Origin of the sequence: Mesorhizobium sp. M4B.F.Ca.ET.214.01.1.1 (assembly GCF_004791545.1) — a bacterium.
Taxonomy (GTDB): domain Bacteria; phylum Pseudomonadota; class Alphaproteobacteria; order Rhizobiales; family Rhizobiaceae; genus Mesorhizobium; species Mesorhizobium abyssinicae.
The window spans coordinates 455917-473983 of sequence record NZ_SRUX01000001.1; the positions used below are offsets into that span (position 1 = coordinate 455917).

Sequence of the window (18067 nt, forward strand, 5' to 3'; positions counted from 1 at the left end):
TCCTATGCCAGCGCTTCGGCCGCGAAGGGCCCGGGCGCCGCCACAAGGCCGCGCAGCTTGTCGACGAAGGCGCGGCAGTCGCTGCGGTCGTAGCTCCAGGTCCTCGGATTGCGGGCCAGCACGCGGGTCTTGAGCTTGCCGAAGCGTTCCTGCTCCATCCGTCCGAGCGCCGTTTCGAGCCCTTCGGGCGTGGCCTCGGACAAGAGGACGCCGATGTCCTGCTGGTTGAGGAAACGGCCGGTTTCGGTGTGGCCCATCGAGATCGGCACGGCGCCGAAGCGGCAGCCCTCGTAAAGGCGGTTGGGCAGCAGCCATTCGGAGTTCTGCCCGGCTTCGAAGAAGTCGATGGCCCAGGAAAAATGCACGTCGCCATAGATCGCCGCCATGTCCTCCGGGTTGCGGTAGGGTCCGCGAAAGGAGAGCCAGGGCTCGGCCTCGACGAAAGCGTGGAAATCGGGAAATTCGGAGAGCGCCGGACGGCCGCGCAGGACGACCTCGAAACGTCCTTCGCGACGGCGGGTGAACTCAGCCAGTAGCTCCAGCGAGCGGCGGCAGCGCAGGGCGCCGAACCAGCCGATGCGCCAAGGGGGTGCGGCGGGACTCTGCGCCTTCAATCGTTCATCAACGGCCACGGCCGCGGTGTCGAAATATTTGTTCTCGACCAGTTCGACGGGCGCGGCGACCTGACCGAACGGCTTGAAATAGTTGGCGATGAAGGCCGGAGACGAGGTCACGAGGAGCTTAACGTCGCGGGCGAGATAACGTTCCGCGCCGCGCAACGCCTTGCCGACCAGATCGTCGCGCAGCACCAGGCGATGGATGTCGAGGCATTCGTAGACGAGCGGAACCCTGGCGCCGAGCGCGGCCTTGGCGCGGCGGGCAAGCGCCAGCATTTCGAGGTTGCGCGCAATGATGAGGTCGGGCCTCGGCATCGCCGCCAGCTTCGCGCCGATCCCGAACGCCGCCCTGGCGACCGCCGCCAGACGCTGGCCGAATCGGCCGTCGCGCGTCGCGCCGAGATCAATCGGGCGCAATCCTTCGATGTCGGCAACCGGGCTGGTGGTGCGGCGGAAACCCGCCAGCGTCACCTTGGCCCCGCCTGCCCTGAGCATTGTGATCCGCCGGCGAACCGCCGGGTCGGATACGTCATGCACAAGGTACAAGACATGCAGCATGAAACTCGACCGCTGTTGGCCCACCCACGGCGAAGTTAGTACAGCTCTTGCTGCATCGCAACATTTTTGGTGCAGTGTAGCAAGAAAGCGAGCATTTTTGTTGCGCTGCAAAAAACATCCGTTAATCTTGGCTGTGCTCGAGCGCCAGCCAACCGTTGGCCCTATGCCGCGCTTGGACGGCTACACGGATGCCGACCAGATCCAGCTGCCTGACCGTAGAACCAACTCACGAATGGGGTGATACGATGAACATCGTCGTTGAAAACACAGTCTGCCTGAACACCGGGGATGCAGCAATTCTGCTGGCGATCCGCCATATCCTCAAGGCAGTTGTCGGCGACGAACCGCGGTTCTTCGTCTTCGACAGCCAGCCTGAAGTCGCCGCAAAACTCTACCCCAAGAAGGACTACCCGGACTTGGAATTTCACAAGCTGCTGTCGGAAACCATGTTCCGTTACAGCTACGGCAGCGGGCTGAAACACCGGCTAAAGCCGCATTATAACCGGCTCGTTCTTCGGGTTTTGCAGCGTTTCGGCACCGAAAGCTTCATTAGCCGCATCTTGTTCGGCGAAAGCGCCCGCCGCAGCCTCGAGATCTATCGGAACGCCGATCTCGTGGTCACGACAGGCGGCACCTATCTGGTCGAGAATTACAATCTCGAAAGGCGCCTGAACCAATTCCGTGTCGATGCGATCCTCGGTAAGGATCCGGTTTTCTTCACGCAATCCCTCGGTCCGTTCAACAAAAGTTACAATCGACAGGAACTGGGCCCGATCTTCGACCGGAGCCCGCTCATCCTGCTTCGCGACGAGCGCTCCAGAAACCACATACTGGACATGGTGAAGGAGCCCGGTAAGTGCCACGTCGTGGCCGATGCCGTCTTTGCGCTCGCCGACACGGACAGGATCGGGAAACGGCTGGCTTCCGCCCAACCGCCGGTGGAAACGGGCCGCGTCGCCATCTCCGTCCGCCACTGGAACTATGTCAATGACGGTGAAGGCGGCATGCGCCGCTATCTCGATTCGGTGCGCGAAATCGCAACTATCCTCGTCAGGGATCACGCCAAGGAAGTGACCTTCGTCTCCACCTGCCAGGGCGTGCCGGAATACGCGCATGACGATTCCAAGACGGCGCGCGCAATCGTAGCCGAGCTTGATCCGGAGATCGCCAAGCATGTCAGCGTGGACGCTTCGTTCCACACCCCGGACCAGCTGATGGCGCTGGTGAAAGGCTTCGACTTCGTCGTCGCGACGCGTATGCACATGATGATCATGTCGCTTTGCGTCGGCACACCGGTGCTGCCGATCGCCTATGAATTCAAGACCAAGGAAGTCGCCAAGCGCATCGGTGTCGCAGACCTGTTGCTCGACATCGACACGGTGACGCCGCAGGAGGCGGCCGAAAAGCTCGGCAGGTTTGCCGCCAACCTCGACCAGTATCGCCGTACCAGCCTGCAGGCCGTGCTTGAAGAGCATGCTTCGGCAATGTCGGCCACAGGCCTGCTGAAGCCACTTGTTCCAGGTGCTTCAGCGGATGTTGCGCGCGATGTTGGGAAGGGTGGCGGAAAGCATCCTGCGCGATTGGGGAAGGATCAGCATCAGGACGAGGGCAAGCCCGTAGTTGAGGCATAGCGCCAGGGCCACGGCGAGAAGGTCTGATTGGCCCGTGAGCGACGCCGGCAGCCCCAGATAGGCCAGCCAGGCGAGCAGGGACGAGACGATGAAGAGCCCCTGCATGATCAGGAAATCGCCGGCAGTCACCGGGCCGACGCGGTGGACCAGCACGGCAAGCACCGGAACGCGCAGCACGTAGCCGCTGATCGCGTAGGCGGCCGCGACGCCGACAGCGCCCCAATGCAGGCCGACGATGAAGGCGGCGACCGTCGTCAGCGACGAGTAGATGCCCCACTGAAACATGGTCTTGGTCTTGCCCTGGCAGATGAATATCCACCCCGTGGTGCTTGAGACGGACTGCGTCAGGCTGGCGATGCCGAGCCAGGCAAAAATAGGCGCCACGGCGGTCCAGCGCGGCCCGAAAAGGAGCGCGACCACCTGATCCGAGGTCAGCGTCAGCGCCGCGATACCAGGCATGGTTACGGCCGCCAGCATCCAGTTGGTTCGCACGTAAAGGTCGCGAAACCGCGCCTTGTCCTCGTGAATTCGGCTGAGCAGAGGCACCATCACGCGCGTCAGCGGCTGGGTGATGTTCTGCAATGGGAACAACAGCAGCTTGTAAGCGCGGTCGTAATAGCCGAGCTCGATTGCACCGGAATATTTTCCGATGAGGATGTTGTCGAGATTGCGCGAGAAAAAGTTGACGAGGTTGAAGCCGGTCAGATTGGCGCCGAACGACAATATGTCGCCGTCGACTTTCAGGTCAGGCCGCGACGGCGTCCAACGGACCACCAGCCATGCTGCCGCCAGCGCAACGACTGCCGCGACAGCCGGCCCCAACACCAGCGACCAGTAGCCCATTCCCGCCCAGGCCGCGATCGCGGCGGCGAGAAGTCCGGCAGCGGCGGTTACGACATCGTTGAGCGCCAGCTGGCCGAATTGCAGGTGGCGGTTCATCAGCGCCAGCGGCACCGCGGCAATACTGCCAAGCAGCAGCGGCAGAGCAGATGCAAGTGTGATGCCGAGCATGCGCTGATCGCCGTAGAAGGCGGCAATGGCCGGCGCGAGGGCTGCAACCACCACGGAGCTGCCCAATCCGACAAGCGCGCTGACCCAGAAAACCTGATTGAGCTGTCGGTCGCTGATGTCCTTGCGCTGGACCAGCGCCTGCTGCAGGCCAAGGTTTTGCAGCAATCCGACGAAGGCGACGATCGGTCCGACGGACGCCACCAGGCCGAAATCCTCGGGCACAAGAAGTCGGGCCAGGATGATGACCGAGATGAACTGGATCACCATCTTGAAGCCTTGCGAGCCGGCCGTGACCAGCCCGCCTCGCAGGGCGACGCGGCCGAACTGAGGAGGCGGGTTGGCATTCATACGGGCGATCTCATCTTACAAAGCTGCGTTGCCATCTGGGCGAACCGCTCGTTGAGCATGTCCGCATTGAAATCCGCCTCGATCTTCTTTCGCGCAGCGAGCGCGATAGGCTCACACAGCTTTGGGTTCTCGGCGATCCAGGAGAGTTTGCCGGTCAGCGCCGCGACGTCCCGCTCGGGCGCGAGAAAACCTGTCTTCTGGTCCTCGATCAGCTCGGGAATGCCCGAATGATAAGTGCTGACCACGGTCAAGCCGGCGGCCATGGCCTCCATGAGGGCAACCGGTATGCCCTCGAGATCGCCATCGCGCGCGCCGACGCTTGGCAGAACAAACACATGGGCATCGCGCAGGCGCTGCTTGACCTCGGCATGCGGGCGTGGCCCGAGGAAAGTCACCCTGTCGGCGATGCCGAGATCGGCGGCAAGCCGCTTCAGCTCTTCCAGCAGTTCGCCGCCGCCGATCACCGAATAGATCCAGTCGCGGCGCGGCAGGGCGGCAAGCGCACGAAGCGCATACTCGATGCCCTTCTTCTCGGTCAGACGGCAAACAGAGATGAATGACAGCGTGTCCCGCTCCCAGGACCGCCACCGGTACTCTATCTCGCCAGGCCGCACGCCCATATGGTGCACCACGACCTTCGCTGGCGGTGCCCCGACATCGATCAGGGCGTTGCTGAAAAAGGCATTCACCGGCAGTTGGAGAACGCCTTCTTCGAAGACGGTCTTGTAGCGTGCAAGCGTATTGTCATGCATCGGCCCGCCGACATCATTGCCATGGAATATCGTCACCAACGGTGCGGAAATCCTGCCCCGCTTGATGACGCGGGCGACGCGCAGGCCGTTGGTGCCGAAATGCGCAACGATGACGTCGGCCTTCCGCAATTTGTGCGCGTTGACGAGATCGAGGGCGGTCGAGAGCTTGTCCCACAGCCTGCCTGACCATTTCCTGAGGAGCGGTCGATAGCGGCCGAGGCTACCCCACCAGCACACGACCTTGCCGGGCAGCGCCTGCCAGCGCCGATCGTCGATATTGTGTTCCTTGCCGAAGGTCGTCTCGTTGCAGACGACGCCGACTTCCATGCCGTGTTCAAGGCATCCGGCTATCTGGTCGAGGACGAAAGTCTCGGACAATGAAGGAAACTTGTCCACCACGAAGCAAATCTTCATCGGCAGGATGCGCTCGCGCGGATATCGACCAGGCGCCCCGTTCCGCACGACCACGCAATCGGCCGGACAGGACGTGCGCAAACCTTGCGGGATGGCTGTAGGACATCATCTTCGACCGCGCCGGGAGCCGGTGTGCTCTCAATGACAGCCGGGCCGGAAACGTCGTGCCCGAGGCACAAGACATGCAGCATGAAACTCGACCGCTGTTAGGCCCACCCGCGGGGGACGTTAGTACAGGTCTTGCTGCACTGCAACATTTTTGCTGCAGCGTAGCAACATTTCCCGCAATTTCACGCCGCCGTTGAATCAATCACTGGGGCGCAGTGTCAGCCGGCAGGCTGCCCGTAAGGACCTTGGCAAAGCTGATATGCTTGGTGGATTCATTTGCTGACCCTAGCGCGGCCAAGTGGGTAACGATCTGCGCAAAACGTTCGTTCAGCGCATCTGCGTTGAACTCTTCCTCGACCTTGCGACGAGCGGCAAGTGCGACAGCCTCGCATTCCTTCGGGTGTTCGGCGACCCAGGCAAGTTTGCCGGCAAGCGTCGAAACATCCCGCTCGGGTGCGAGAAATCCTGTCTTCAGGTCCTGGATGAGTTCGGGGATCCCCGAGTGAACTGTGCTGACCGCAATCAGCCCGGCGGCCATGGCTTCCATAAGCGCGACCGGGATGCCTTCCATGTCTCCGTTGCTGGCGGTGATACTCGGCAGCAAAAAGAGATGCGCCGCGCGAAGCCGTCGTTTCACCTCCATGTGGGGAAGACTGCCAAGGAATGTTACACGTCCCGTCAAGCCCAGCTCCGCGGCCAGCCTCTCCAAATCCATCCGCAGTGGACCGTCCCCGATAATGTCGTAGCGCCAGTCTATCTGCGGATGGGAGGCCGCGAGTGCGGCCAAGGCACGCAAGGCGAACTCGACGCCCTTCTTCTCCACCAGCCGGCAAACCGTTGTCACGATCAGCTGGGTGCCCTCCCACGATTCCCAGCGGTAGCTGATCTCGCGGGCATCGATTCCCATGTGGTGGACCGTAGTGCTCGCCGGGGACATGCCGGCTTCGAGAAGAAGCCCGCGGAAGAAATCGTTGACCGTCAGGTTCAAGGTCCCATGCTTGATGAGCCCAGCATATTGCGTTGCAAGCCCTGCCTGCCGCGACGGGATGGCGACATCCGCGCCGTGAAAGATGGTTATGACCGGCGGTTTGAGGAACTTCCATTTCTTCAGCGCAGCTGCTCTCTCGCCGTTCTGTCCGAAGTGAGCGACAATCACGTCACAGCGGTTCAGGCGGCGCGCAAAAACCATATCAAGAGCGGTCGAAGCCTTGTATCGCAGGCCCGGCGGCAGCCGCCGTACGAATTCGCGGATTCCAGCGGCCCATCTCCACCAATGCCGGGTTCTGGCCAGCAGCGTCGCCATCGGCTCGCTTTGCCGGTCAATTCGGTCGTCGCCTTTCGTCCTGTCGCACACGACCTCGACCTCGAAGCCCCGCGCCAGCAGCCCAGCCATCTGGTCCGCAACGAATGTTTCCGAGAGGAGTGGGAATTCGCCCACGACAAAGCCCACGCGCATCGCCCGCCTGCAAGGTTGGGACCTGGCCAGACCCCCAAGCGGTCCGCGTCGCACAAGCCCTAATGTAGACGGTCAGAATACACGTTGATTGCTGCAATGCCACAAGAATATTGCACTGCAACATCACGAACGAGACAGCCCGGCGATCCCTGGTACAGGGGCATGAGGCCTTGCGCAGCAGCCCGCGCCGGCGGCGCTATCGAGGCCTATCGGCGAACGCGGATCCGGCTAGTGCATGCCGCCCCCAGGACGGGCTTCAGGCGGCACGCTCCAGCCCGCTTCGCCTGGCATTGTCGAGGACATTCAGGAATGTCGCGAACTGTTTGTCCGGATTCATCTGCGGCCGTTCTGAAAACAACAGCGCCGCTGCTGAAAGCCGGTCGTACTCGGCCTTGTCGTTCCACAATCGCCTGATCGTCGCAACCCAGTCGGCGAGCGGAGCGTCGTAGTCGAGCACGACGCCGCCGGCGCCGATCGCTTCCGGCAGCCCGCCGCGCCGGGACCCGACGACAGGGATGCCGCTGCAATGGGCCTCGGATGCTACCCTGCCCCAGGCCTCTTCCCATTTGCTGGGCGCAAGCAGAATCTTCGTGCGGCCGTAGACCGTCTTCATATCGCTGGTGCGGCTTTCCAGGGTGGCGTTGCCCAGCGGAGCAATGGTTCTTTCGATCTCAGCCCGGTGGTCGTCGTCAAGCATCCAGCTCTCGACGAACAGGAACGGAATTTCAGGGCATTCGCCGGCAATGCGGACTGCCAGTTCGAATCCCTTTTCGTTGTAGGGGTTGATCATCGTCACGAACTCGCGGGTCGTCGGCGTGCTGTAAGTTCCGGGATTGATGGTGGGCGGAATCACCGTCGAATCGATGCCGAATTTTTCCTTGTAGGTGCGGGCGGTGAACTCCGAATTGGCGATGTAGAGCGCCGAGCGCAGTTCGCGCAGGTCGCCAGCCAGTTCATGGAATTCGACATTCCTCAGATAGACGACCAGCGGCACGCCCAGCGCCTGCAGTTCCCTGCCGATCGGCACCGACTTGTGGCACTGGACGACCGCGACATCGGGCTTCAACCTTTCGACCGCGAAGCCCGCCGCCTCCCAGGGGAACCATGCCCGCACCACCGGGTAACCGGGAAAGGTGTCGATGACGGCGCGCTGGCGGAGCAGTTTCATCTTGGCGCGCGCCTTGAAGCCGAACATGCCGTCGCCGAACAGCGCCGCCAGGACCGAGGCCTCATGACCGTTTTCGCGCAGCTGCTCGACCAGATGGTGCGTGCTCGACTGAACACCGCCGCTGAATTGTGGCGTGTAGCCGTTGCCGCCTGCAAACAGAACTTTCATGGACCCTGGCTCCTTGTTGTGCCGCCCTGCCCTCACGCCGCCATCCTGCCGATGCTGAAATATTCGATGCCGTAGCGGGCGATGACCTTGGGATCGTAGAGGTTGCGGCCGTCGAAGATCACCGGCGTGGTCAGCGCATCCTTCAGCGCATCGAAAGAGGGCGCGCGGAAGCTCTTCCATTCGGTGCAGATCAACAGCGCGTCGGCGCCGCGCAGCGCCGCTTCCTTGGTGCCGCACAGCAAAAGGTCGTCGCGCAGGCCGTAGATGGCCTGGCATTCCTGCATTGCCTCGGGATCGTAGGCCTGCACGTTGGCGCCGGCCTGCCAAAGCGCCTCCATCAGCGTGCGCGCGGGCGCCTCGCGCATGTCGTCGGTGTTAGGCTTGAAGGCCAGGCCCCAGAGCGCGAAGGTCTTGCCCTTGAGGTTGCCCTTGAAATAGCGGTGCACCTTGTCGAACAGCACCGACTTCTGCTCGTTGTTGCGTTCCTCGACGGCGCGCAGCAGCTTGGCGTCGAACTTGACGCCTTCGGCGGTCTTGATCAGCGCGCGCACGTCCTTTGGAAAGCACGAGCCGCCATAGCCGAGGCCGGGATAGATGAAGTGGTAGCCGATGCGCGGATCGGAGCCGATGCCTTTGCGCACCTCCTCGATGTCGGCGCCCAGTTGCTCGGCCAGGTTGGCCATCTCGTTCATGAAGCTGATCTTGGTCGCCAGCATGCAATTGGCGGCGTATTTGGTGAACTCGGCGCTGCGCACGTCCATCACGATCATCTTCTCGTGGTTGCGGTTGAACGGCGCATAGAGTTCGCGCATCACCGCCTCTGTATCCTCGCTGGACGTGCCGACGATGATGCGATCGGGCTTCATGCAGTCGGCGACGGCCGAGCCTTCCTTGAGGAATTCCGGATTGGAGGCGACGTCGAAAGCGAGATCCTCGCGTCCTCTCGCCTTAAGCGTTTCGGCGATCCGGGCCTTGATCTTCTCGCAGGTGCCGACCGGCACCGTCGACTTGCCGACGACGATCTTGGGCGCCTCCATCTCGCGGCCGATGGCCTCGGCGACGGCGAGCACATATTTGAGATCGGCCGAACCGTCCTCGCCGGGCGGGGTGCCCACGGCGATCATCTGGATCTGGCCGTGCTTGACCGCGGCGACAGCGTCGGTGGTGAAGCGGATGCGGCCGGCCGCGTGGTTCTCCTTGACGAGCGCTTCGAGCCCGGGCTCGAAGATCGGGATCAGGCCCTGGTTGAGCCGCTCGACCTTTTTCTCGTCGATGTCGACGCATACCACCTGGTGCCCGACCTCCGCCAGCACCGCGGCCTGCACGAGGCCGACATAGCCAATTCCAAAGACGGTCAAATTCATTCGGTTTTGTTCCTGTTCAGGGCCGTCTTCGGTCCGGCCGGTTCAATGTTGCCTGGCCGTGATCCCCACGGCTGTTCCTGTTTGAGCGAACCCAAGGCCTGCGCGGCAAAATCGGTTCCTGGCTTTGCCGCGTCGACCTTGGGTTCGGATGATAACCCTAGTTGCTGTTGGCGCCGCTATTTATGCCGCACGCCAGCGATTCCTTGAACTGGCATGGTTCGCCCAATGCCGTGAACGCGACGCGCTCGACCTGCATTGTGACCTTGCGGCCAGGGTCCGAAAAGGGGCCCATCCAGTTGGTCAGCTTTTCGCTGCCCCAGAGGCTGAAGAATATCTTCTGCGAATGGGTCGGCAATTCCGCGGGGTTGGTCACTTCCTGGACCAGCTTGCCGTTGACGTAGAAGCGCAAGCGCTCCTTTTCCCAGACAAAGCCGTAGTCGTTGAAGCCCTTGTCGGTGCCACCCTCGACATCGGCGAGCTTCTCGTTCTTCGGCTTGCCGGAAATATAGGTGTTGACCTGGACCTTCGAGGTGTCCTTGGTCAGGACCTCGAAGTCGATCTCGTCCCAGGGCTGCTTGTCGGCGGGACCGATGTAGGAAAAGAAGGCGGCGTTGAGGCCGGATCCGGTGTCGGTTTTCATGCGCGCTTCGTACGTGCCGTAGCCGTAGCGCTTCTTGGTCTGGACCTCGCCGCAGGCGAATTCGCGGTCCTTCACCTGGCGCTTCTCGAAACCGAGCGTCAGCACGCCGTCGGAAAGCTCGACCAGGCTCTTCGACCAGGTGCAATTCTGGTGGGGGCCGTTCGACCAGCCGTCGGAAACATACCAGCGCGAATGATCGAAACTGGTGAAATCATCGACGAATGACGGCGCGCTCTGCACGTCCTGCGCATGCGACGGATGCGGGGCTGCGACCAGGCTTGCGGCAACGGCCAGAAGAAGCGCGCCTGCCGAGCAGAACCGCCGCAGGGCCGCTTGCCGTTGTGACGGCATGGCATCGGCCGCGACGATGGGGGTAGTCTTCGGATATGCGTTCATACCAACTCACCTTTGTGCTGTCCGCCCCAACCCAAAAGTCACCAAATGGCCCGCCCGCGCGAGCCGCTTGAACCTCCGCCCCTAGAACTCCTTAACTGTGCTTCGTACCAAACCTGTGCCTGCGGACCCGTGTTCGCGCCGTCAGCGTCCGCCTGCCGACTTGACGAAACCGGTCCGCGAATCGGGACCTTGCGCACTCTCGTCGACAATCGCGTCGATCGAATGACGCAGTTCCTTCATCACGCCGTTCTGGCGGGCAAGCTCGGCAATGCGCCGCTCGCAATTCAGGATCGACTTCGTCAATACGCTGACTTCCGACGACTTGCCTGTCGACGCCGAACCGTTCTCCATCGCCTCGACCAGGAAAGCGGCATTCGTCGCCTTCGTCCGGTAGCGATTCTCAAGCCCGGTCTTCTCCGCCTCGATCTCGCCGGCGATCTGATCGAGCAGCCTTGCCAGACGATCGAAACGCTGGAGATCGGTCTGCCGGTCCCGGGCCGGATCCCTGGATCTGAAGCCGAATATCGAAGCCATCCGGTTGGCCTTCCAAAATTGCTGCACCGCAACATACACTGCCATTCCGAGGACGAGTAAGCAACCTCGGAGTTTGGCAATGGCGATTTTTTCGCGTTTTGGCCCACCGCGGCGCCGCGGTCCGGCTTACTTTTCAACAGCTTGCGCGTTGGCGGCCATGAGGAAGCGCATCGGCGGCACCGGCCGCTTGGGGGCAAGGCCGGTCTGGCGAAACAGCGCCTCGAACTTGTCGGCGGCAACGCCCAGGACGATAGGCAAGAGGTTCGACTGGCTGGCCAGCGCGTAGGCGGCGGCCGATGCCAGACCGCGCTCGGCCTTCACGTCGAGGAAATTGCGCAGCCGGTATTTGTCGCGCACGTGACGCTCGTGCTTTCTCAGCGCCGCCTTGGACGTTTCCGGCAGGCTGTCGATCGCAAGCAGCGCCAGGTCCGCATCGGCCAGGCGCTTCAGATCCTGCGTCTTGTGGCGACCGCTGAGCGAATCGGCGCGCACGATGGCGCCGTAGCCGCAGGACCTGATGACCTTGAAGCGCGCGCCGCAGGCGACCGCCCGGGCATAGAGCTCATAGTCCTCGCCGAGGCGCAGCTTCTCGTCGTAACGCAGCCCGTGGCGATCGAGGAAGGCCCGGCTGATGACGGGCTTCAGGAAGCCAAGTTCGCCGCGCTGCACGCGGCGCCTGGAGATGTTGCCTTCGACGAAGCGCTCGAAGTCGAGGAACTCCGGATCGGCCGAAAAGGGCGGGGCGACGACCTTGGAGACGTCGGTGGCCGTATCGTCCCTGATCAGCATGATGTTGTCGGCGGCGAAATCCCAGTCGGCGCTGGCGAACAGCCTGCGAAAGCGGCCCTCGAGGAAGAAATCGTCGGCGTCGAGAATGCTGATGAACGGCGCGCTGGAGCCGGCAATCGCGGCGTTGCGGGCAAAGGACGGACCACGGTTGACGTCGAGACGCATGACCTTGAGCCTGTCGCTGCCGTCATCGGCGGCGCGCGCGACCTCGGCGGTGTCGTCGGTGGACGCGTCGTCGACGACGACGACTTCGGCCACCTCCGGTTCGCGCAGCGCCGAAGCGATGGCGGCCGGGATGGTCCGGGCGGCGTTGCGGGCGGCGATGATCACGCAAACCCGGGACATTGTGCTGGACATCAATTCACCTCTCGATTGAACGAGTTCTTCCAAATTTGCTGCCCCTTGATGCCCAAGACGTTCGTCACCGGCTGCCCGCCTCGCCGACTGCCGGCCGTTCGAAAATGCGCCGGCTGAGATCGGCCGAGGCTGCCCAGCCGGCCTCGGCCAGATAGCGCACCGGCGCGCGGCCGCACAATTCCCAAAGCACCGTGCGGCGCTGCGGCCAGCGCAACGACGACAGCCAGGGCGCGATCACCATGTGGAGCAGGTCGGCATTGTCGATGCGCGACAAGATCCGCGTGGCGCGCTCCGACAGCAGCGTGCCCGCTCCACCAAGCAGCACGTCGGCGGCGCGAAGGCCAAGCAGCAGCGTGTCCGCCAGCCCCTGCTCGATTGCGTAGTCGAGCACGTCCCGCTGCTCGGCCTCGCTCAGGCGACCGGCGCTCGCCCTGACGTCGCAGACATAGCCGGCGCAGGGTTCGCGGTTGAAGAACGCCTTGGCGACGCTGATGCAGGACAACAGCAATGTGTCGGAAGCCGAGATGAAGGGCACATGACCGCCGGCGATCCCGACCTCGCGCTTGCGCCGCAGGAAACCATCGGTGTCGCGGGGGCTTGGCGAGCCGGGCTGCTGCAGCCGGTAATGGAGGTCGACGGTGGACGCCTTAGCGTCACCGCCGCGGATCATGTGCTGCTCGCCGAGAAAGCGCAGCCACCACAGCGAGCGCGACTGGCCGGCGACCTCGTAGCCGATCGCGCGCAGCGCCTCGCGCGCCTTGGCGAAGCCCGCCTGCGAGACGAGGATGTCGACATCGCCCGACGGCTTCATGAAGTGATCGCCATAGAGCAGTTGCTGCTGGAACGGTCCCTTCAGGAACACGAAATCGATCTGCCGGTCGCGCAGCACCTGGTGGATGGCCAGCGAATCCATGATGCCGGACGAGTTCATCGAGACCGTGCGGCGGCGGTAGGTGTCGAGCCAGCCAAGCAGTTCGGACGACCCCCCGCCGGCCCCCGCACGGGACAAGGCCTTGAGGACGAAGATCGCGACCTTGTTCAGCCTGGCGATGTCGGCAACCCTGGCTATGGAGATGGACGGCGCCGACGCCCCGCCTGCCACCGCGTCCGTGGCTGGCGAGAAGAACAGCCTCAGGCAGGCCTGCACATAGGCGACCTCGTCGGCGCAGTCGGCGGCGCGCAGCCTTTGGTAAGCACTTTCCTGCACGGCCATTCCCGACAAGGTCCTCGCAAAAATCCGTCCGACGCGTCATATTGCAACTGCGAAGGAAAGCATCGCTAAAATCATCGCCGCCGTCCAGCTTTTCCTCCGGCGGGGCGGCCGTCTGCAACTGTAGCGTTTACACGCCATCGCACGGCGGCGACCCGGCTGACGGTCCGGCCCAGGGTCCGGGACCGACAGGAGTTCGGCACCTCGCGCACAAAATTCTACATGCCTACAATGCAGGCATGTGAGTCAAAAAATTTATCATAATTAAATCATATGCTTAAATAGGCGTCACGGACGCGTCGTTAAATTCCGTTATGAGGCAAGGCCAGGATGGCGCGTGCAAAAGGTTTGATCACCAACCAAGGCAAGCGCAACCAAGAATTGATTAATGGTTGGTAAATCAGGCTTGACTCATTTAGGGTGCCATGCAGCTATTGCGTTGCAGCATAGAAATGTGCTGCCGGCACTCGACAGGCCGTTTCCAGTCCTATCGGAGAGTAAAATGGAACAGAATGTTGAAAAGCAAGAGTACGAGACGCCAAGCCTGACGGTTCACGGTTCGATCGAAACGATCACGCAAGGCGGCTCGGGTACGACGGCGCTCGACGCGGCATTCCCCGCGCACACGCCTTTCGACCAGCTTACGTTCTCTTGAGCTTGACTGTGTTCCGGGGCGAAGAAGTTGGGGCTCCGAATACATCTTCTCGGAGAGCCGGGGGATCCAATCCCCCGGCTTTCTGCCCGGAGCCAGAACTGTCCCGGTGAACCGGGAGGAGACCTCGGCTTCTGTTCGATCATGACCTCTCCTGGACGGATCGGCTGAGATCGATCGATCCTGTCCCGGAAACTGACGAAGCGTAGCGTTTTGTAGGGAGGTTTAGGATGACCTGGGATCCGGCGGATCAAGACCGCGTAACCGCCACCAGCGATGCGGTGGCTTGCGAATTCGGCAGCGGACTGGCGTTGCTCAACCTGAAATCCAACATCTACTACAGCCTGAACAGCGTCGGCGCCTATATCTGGGAACTGATCCAGGAACCGCGGCCGATCGCCGACATCCGCACCGCGGTGCAGACGCGCTACGACGTCGATCCGGAGCGCTGCAAGGCCGATGTCGACGGGTTGTTGAAAGGCCTGGCCGAGGCAGGGCTTGCGAGGCTGCACCATGAGGAACTTGTCTAGGCTCCTCTCGCTGAGCGGCCCGCAGATGCTGTTTCTGGCGCGCTGCCTGCTGGTGGTCGCCGCCGCGCGGCTGGGGCTGACGCTGTTTTCCTTCAACCGTGTTCGGAGCCTGGTGACGCGGCTCGACGCGCGCGAGGCGGCCAGCGTCGCCGATCTGAGACACATCGCCTGGGGTGTCGCGGCGGCCGCTCGCCTTGTCCCCCACGCAAGCTGCCTCACCCAGGCGCTGGCGGGCCAATACCTTCTCGCCCGCAAGGGCAAGGCCTCGAACATACGCATCGGCATCGAGCAGAACACGGGCGCCGAGCTGAAAGCGCATGCCTGGCTGATGAGCGGCAACCACATCGTGCTGGGCGGCTCGCTTGCCGGGTTCGCCCATCTCGTCGACCACGGTCAGTAGACGATGAGCGGCGTGGCCGGAATCCTGTCCAGGCGCAATGGCAAGCCCGCCACCGCGGCCGACATCCAGCAGATGCTGGCGCGCATGCGGCACCGCGCCCGCGACGGCGCGTCGTGGTGGTCCGACACGATTATCACGCTTGGCCACGCCTGGCTGAACACGACGGGCGAGGGAGGACCGGGCCCGCTGACGATGGCCGGCGGCAGGCTGGCGATCACCGCCGACTGCCGGCTGGACAACCGCGACGAATTGCTGGCCAGGCTCGGTATCCGGGACAGGTCGGTCGCCGACGCCACGCTGGTGATGCGCGCCTATCTCAACTGGGGCGAGGCCTGCCCCACCTATCTGCAAGGCGACTTCGCCTTCGCCATCTGGGACAGCGAACGCCAGGCGCTGTTTTGCGCTCGCGACCATTTCGGGGTCAAACCCTTCTACTATCATGCGAGCGACCGGCGGTTTGCCTTCGCGTCGGAGATCGGACCGCTCCTCGGCCTCGATGAGGTCGGCAGCCGCCTCAGCGAGCACCAGATTTCCGGCTTTCTCGCAGGGCTGCCGGATGATCCGCAATCCACGGCTTACACCGACATCTTCCGCTTGCCGGCCCGCCACAGCCTGACGGTGACGGACAGCCAGGTGGCGCTGCGCCGCTACTGGCAGATCGAGCCGTCGCGACGGCCGCTTCGATCGGATGCCGCCGAAGAATTCCGGCACCTGTTTTCGCAATCCGTCCGCAACCGCATGCGCGGCACCGATGCGGTTGGCGCGATGCTGAGCGGCGGCCTCGATTCCTCCTCGATCGCCTGCGTGGCCGGGCTGGAGAATACGGCGCGGAGAAAGCCGAAACTGCCGACCTTCTCGCTGATCTTCGAGAAGGGATCCTCGATGGACGAAAAGCCCTTCATCGACGCGGTGCTTGGCAAGCCGAGCCTCGACGGCACGTTGATGCCCGTGGGCAACTATGCGCCGTTCGCCGAGTTCGAACGCATCCTGGAGGAGCAGGAAGGCACCTTCCTGGCGCCCGGCCTGTCGCTGACCCGCAGCATCTACCGGACCGCGGGCGCGAAGGGCATGAAAGTGCTGCTCGACGGTCATGGCGGCGACGAGGTGGTGTCGCAGGGCCACGGCCTTCTGCACGAACTGGCCATAGCCGGCAGGTGGATGGAGCTGTGGCGCGAATTGCGCGGCGCCTCCAACACCTATGGCGACGGCATGCTCGGCATGTACTTCAAATTCCTGACCGTCTACGGACCAGCCTGGCGGATCGCCAAACTGCGCGGGATGGCCAAGCGTATCGTCGGCAGGCTGCGGCGCGGGCCGGCGCCGGCGCCGCGCGGCTGGGGCGGCCTGGTCAATCCGGAGCTTGCGCGGCGCACCGAGCTTGCCGCGCGGTTCCACAGGGCCGGCTACATGCCGTCCAGCGTCAGCGCCAGCGAGGCGCTGACGCATCGCTGGATCCTGTCGACGGGACTGGTGCCGCACGCCTTCGAGGTGCTCGACAAGGCGGCCGCCAATTTCGGCGTCGAGCCGCGCTATCCGTTCTGGGACAAGCCGCTGGTCGAGTTCTGCCTGGCGCTGCCGGGCGAGGAGAAGCTGAACCGGGGCTTTGGCCGCTACGTGCTGCGCCGCGCCATGGACGGCATCCTGCCGCCCGCTGTGCAGTGGCGACGCGACAAGATCGATTTCACGGCCAACCTGGTCAAGGGCATGGTCGGCAACCACCGCGACCTGCTGGACAGGGTGCTGGTGTCGGACGCCGGCCTGATCGCGCCCTATGTCAATCTGCCGGAGGTGACCGCCGCCTATGCCCGCATCCTGCGGCGGCCGGACGAGGCGGAGCCGCTGGACGTGCAATATGTCTGGCGCTCGACCTCGCTGTCGCTCTGGCTGCGTCAGGTCAAACTCGGCGGGAGCCACGCATGATGTCGTTCAACGGTTCGCTTGCGCCCGATCTTCGACAGGACCCGGCCCGGCCGGCGGCCGAGAGCAGCCGGGAGCGCCGCTTCTACCGCGCCTATGGGCTGACGATCAGTTCGGAGGTGGCCTTGCCCGAGCTGGAGGCAACGGCGCCGGCAGCCGCCGACGTGGTGATCGCGGTCGGCCCGATCGACTATCCAAAACCCCGCTCCGAGGCCGGAACCGCCTTCCGCTTCGAGCCTTCGCGCCAGTATCTGGCCTGGGACGCGGTTGGCGCCTTCCTGGTCAGCGATGCCCGCCGCATCGACATCGAGCCGGCGCCCGGCATTGACGACCAGCTGATCGCCTTCCCGCTGCTGGGACCGGTCATGGCGCTGCTGCTGCATCAGCGCGGCCTGCTCGTGCTGCACGCCAGCGCGATCGCCGTCGGCGGCAGCAGCGCGATCTTCATGGGCGACAAGGGCGCCGGCAAGTCGACCACCGCCGGCGCCATGATCAGCGCCGGACACGGGCTGCTGACTGACGATGTCGTGGCGCTGGACCTGTCCAGGCCGGACGAACCGGTGATCGTTCCCGGCTTTCCGCAGCTGAAGCTCGCCGCCGATGCCGCCGCCGCCATCCCGATCCGGCAAGCGGAAGTGCGTCCGCAAGCGCATCCGGCGATCGACAAGGCGCAGCATCGCCTGCATGGCGGATTTGCCGGCGACGCGGTTTTGGCAACGCGGATCTACATCCTGCAGCGCGGCGACAAGGCCGCGGCCTCGCGCCTGCCCGGGCCAGGCGCCCTGTCGGCGATCATCAAATTCTCCTACGTGACGCGCTTCGGCCGCGCGGCGCTGGTCGGCGACTTCGCCGCCACGCATCTGCGCCAATGCGCGGCGCTCGCCAGCCAGATCGGCGTATACCGCCTCGAAGTGCCGACCGGGTTGGAGCGCATCGGCGAGGCCGTCGCCCTGATCGAGCGCGACCTGGCGGTCGGCGACGGGTCCCGGTGAGGCGCGCCGTGGCTTCGATCCTTCGCCTGTCGCTGTTTCGGGATATCGCCGGCTT

General features: G+C 63.6%; 16 protein-coding genes. 6 read left to right on the forward strand and 10 right to left on the reverse strand.

All coding sequences use genetic code 11. From position 1 onward, the window contains the following. Positions 1-2: 2 nt before the first annotated feature. Positions 3-1175 carry a glycosyltransferase gene (locus EN857_RS02130; protein WP_135857900.1) on the reverse strand — a complete coding sequence of 391 codons (1173 nt, stop codon included), beginning with the start codon at positions 1173-1175 and terminating at the stop codon, positions 3-5. 245 nt (positions 1176-1420) lie between these two features. On the opposite strand from EN857_RS02130, the gene EN857_RS02135 reads away from it, so the two are divergent. Then, positions 1421-2806: a polysaccharide pyruvyl transferase family protein gene (locus EN857_RS02135; RefSeq protein WP_135857902.1), complete on the forward strand. Its 1386-nt coding sequence runs from the start codon at positions 1421-1423 to the stop codon at positions 2804-2806. Here the strand turns inward: EN857_RS02135 and EN857_RS02140 are convergent. The 9 genes from EN857_RS02140 to EN857_RS02180 all read right to left on the reverse strand — a co-directional run bounded on the left by EN857_RS02140 (position 2702) and on the right by EN857_RS02180 (position 13524). Beyond that, positions 2702-4165 (reverse strand): lipopolysaccharide biosynthesis protein, encoded by a 1464-nt coding sequence (locus EN857_RS02140; RefSeq protein WP_135857904.1) that lies wholly within the window; start codon positions 4163-4165, stop codon positions 2702-2704. The two genes, EN857_RS02135 and EN857_RS02140, sit on opposite strands and share 105 nt — an antisense overlap. Next, positions 4162-5295, reverse strand: a complete 1134-nt coding sequence (locus EN857_RS02145) for a glycosyltransferase (protein ID WP_245511256.1) — start codon at positions 5293-5295, stop codon at positions 4162-4164. Before EN857_RS02145 ends, EN857_RS02140 begins: the two co-directional genes overlap by 4 nt. Before the next feature lie 346 nt (positions 5296-5641). Further along, a complete protein-coding gene (locus tag EN857_RS02150) occupies positions 5642-6895 on the reverse strand; it encodes a glycosyltransferase (RefSeq protein WP_135857908.1) in 1254 nt (417 codons plus the stop codon). A 256-nt stretch (positions 6896-7151) separates the two neighbouring features. Beyond that, complete coding sequence (locus EN857_RS02155; protein WP_127391467.1) at positions 7152-8231, reverse strand: glycosyltransferase; 1080 nt, start codon at positions 8229-8231, stop codon at positions 7152-7154. Positions 8232-8263: 32 nt separating this feature from the next. Continuing rightward, a complete protein-coding gene (locus EN857_RS02160; RefSeq protein WP_127286256.1) occupies positions 8264-9595 on the reverse strand; it encodes a UDP-glucose/GDP-mannose dehydrogenase family protein in 1332 nt (443 codons plus the stop codon). 157 nt (positions 9596-9752) lie between these two features. Beyond that, positions 9753-10586 carry a family 16 glycosylhydrolase gene (locus EN857_RS02165; RefSeq protein ID WP_245478379.1) on the reverse strand — a complete coding sequence of 278 codons (834 nt, stop codon included), beginning with the start codon at positions 10584-10586 and terminating at the stop codon, positions 9753-9755. A 186-nt stretch (positions 10587-10772) separates the two neighbouring features. Continuing rightward, positions 10773-11165: a hypothetical protein gene (locus tag EN857_RS02170; protein ID WP_135857910.1), complete on the reverse strand. Its 393-nt coding sequence runs from the start codon at positions 11163-11165 to the stop codon at positions 10773-10775. A gap of 126 nt (positions 11166-11291) precedes the next feature. After that, positions 11292-12311, reverse strand: a complete 1020-nt coding sequence (locus EN857_RS02175) for a glycosyltransferase family 2 protein (protein WP_127286259.1) — start codon at positions 12309-12311, stop codon at positions 11292-11294. A gap of 64 nt (positions 12312-12375) precedes the next feature. Continuing rightward, the gene (locus EN857_RS02180) at positions 12376-13524 is read right to left on the reverse strand and encodes a nucleotidyltransferase family protein (RefSeq protein ID WP_127391466.1); all 1149 of its coding nucleotides are present in this window, start codon (positions 13522-13524) and stop codon (positions 12376-12378) included. Between the two features lie 499 nt (positions 13525-14023). Here EN857_RS02180 and EN857_RS02185 point away from each other — a divergent pair, with 499 nt between their 5' ends. The 5 genes from EN857_RS02185 to EN857_RS02205 all read left to right on the forward strand — a co-directional run bounded on the left by EN857_RS02185 (position 14024) and on the right by EN857_RS02205 (position 18012). Then, positions 14024-14176, forward strand: a complete 153-nt coding sequence (locus EN857_RS02185; RefSeq protein WP_126056859.1) for a lasso peptide — start codon at positions 14024-14026, stop codon at positions 14174-14176. 227 nt (positions 14177-14403) lie between these two features. Next, positions 14404-14703, forward strand: a complete 300-nt coding sequence (locus EN857_RS02190) for a PqqD family protein (protein WP_127311118.1) — start codon at positions 14404-14406, stop codon at positions 14701-14703. After that, positions 14687-15103 (forward strand): lasso peptide biosynthesis B2 protein, encoded by a 417-nt coding sequence (locus tag EN857_RS02195; protein WP_127391465.1) that lies wholly within the window; start codon positions 14687-14689, stop codon positions 15101-15103. The genes EN857_RS02190 and EN857_RS02195 overlap by 17 nt, the downstream gene beginning before the upstream one ends. A 3-nt stretch (positions 15104-15106) precedes the next feature. Then, on the forward strand, positions 15107-17023 hold the full coding sequence (locus EN857_RS02200; protein ID WP_127391464.1) for a lasso peptide isopeptide bond-forming cyclase: 1917 nt from the start codon (positions 15107-15109) through the stop codon (positions 17021-17023). Further along, positions 17020-18012 carry a serine kinase gene (locus tag EN857_RS02205; protein WP_245509001.1) on the forward strand — a complete coding sequence of 331 codons (993 nt, stop codon included), beginning with the start codon at positions 17020-17022 and terminating at the stop codon, positions 18010-18012. Before EN857_RS02200 ends, EN857_RS02205 begins: the two co-directional genes overlap by 4 nt. The last annotated feature ends 55 nt before the right edge of the window (positions 18013-18067 follow it).

Coding starts and splice junctions, on each gene's coding strand:
- EN857_RS02140 (WP_135857904.1), bottom strand. CDS start 4,165: ATGAATGCCAACCCGCCTCCTCAGTTCGGCCGCGTCGCCCTGCGAGGC.
- EN857_RS02180 (WP_127391466.1), bottom strand. CDS start 13,524: ATGGCCGTGCAGGAAAGTGCTTACCAAAGGCTGCGCGCCGCCGACTGC.
- EN857_RS02150 (WP_135857908.1), bottom strand. CDS start 6,895: ATGCGCGTGGGCTTTGTCGTGGGCGAATTCCCACTCCTCTCGGAAACA.
- EN857_RS02135 (WP_135857902.1), top strand. CDS start 1,421: ATGAACATCGTCGTTGAAAACACAGTCTGCCTGAACACCGGGGATGCA.
- EN857_RS02165 (WP_245478379.1), bottom strand. CDS start 10,586: ATGCCGTCACAACGGCAAGCGGCCCTGCGGCGGTTCTGCTCGGCAGGC.
- EN857_RS02175 (WP_127286259.1), bottom strand. CDS start 12,311: ATGTCCAGCACAATGTCCCGGGTTTGCGTGATCATCGCCGCCCGCAAC.
- EN857_RS02185 (WP_126056859.1), top strand. CDS start 14,024: ATGGAACAGAATGTTGAAAAGCAAGAGTACGAGACGCCAAGCCTGACG.
- EN857_RS02130 (WP_135857900.1), bottom strand. CDS start 1,175: ATGCTGCATGTCTTGTACCTTGTGCATGACGTATCCGACCCGGCGGTT.
- EN857_RS02160 (WP_127286256.1), bottom strand. CDS start 9,595: ATGAATTTGACCGTCTTTGGAATTGGCTATGTCGGCCTCGTGCAGGCC.
- EN857_RS02205 (WP_245509001.1), top strand. CDS start 17,020: ATGATGTCGTTCAACGGTTCGCTTGCGCCCGATCTTCGACAGGACCCG.
- EN857_RS02170 (WP_135857910.1), bottom strand. CDS start 11,165: ATGGCTTCGATATTCGGCTTCAGATCCAGGGATCCGGCCCGGGACCGG.
- EN857_RS02195 (WP_127391465.1), top strand. CDS start 14,687: ATGAGGAACTTGTCTAGGCTCCTCTCGCTGAGCGGCCCGCAGATGCTG.
- EN857_RS02155 (WP_127391467.1), bottom strand. CDS start 8,231: ATGAAAGTTCTGTTTGCAGGCGGCAACGGCTACACGCCACAATTCAGC.
- EN857_RS02190 (WP_127311118.1), top strand. CDS start 14,404: ATGACCTGGGATCCGGCGGATCAAGACCGCGTAACCGCCACCAGCGAT.
- EN857_RS02200 (WP_127391464.1), top strand. CDS start 15,107: ATGAGCGGCGTGGCCGGAATCCTGTCCAGGCGCAATGGCAAGCCCGCC.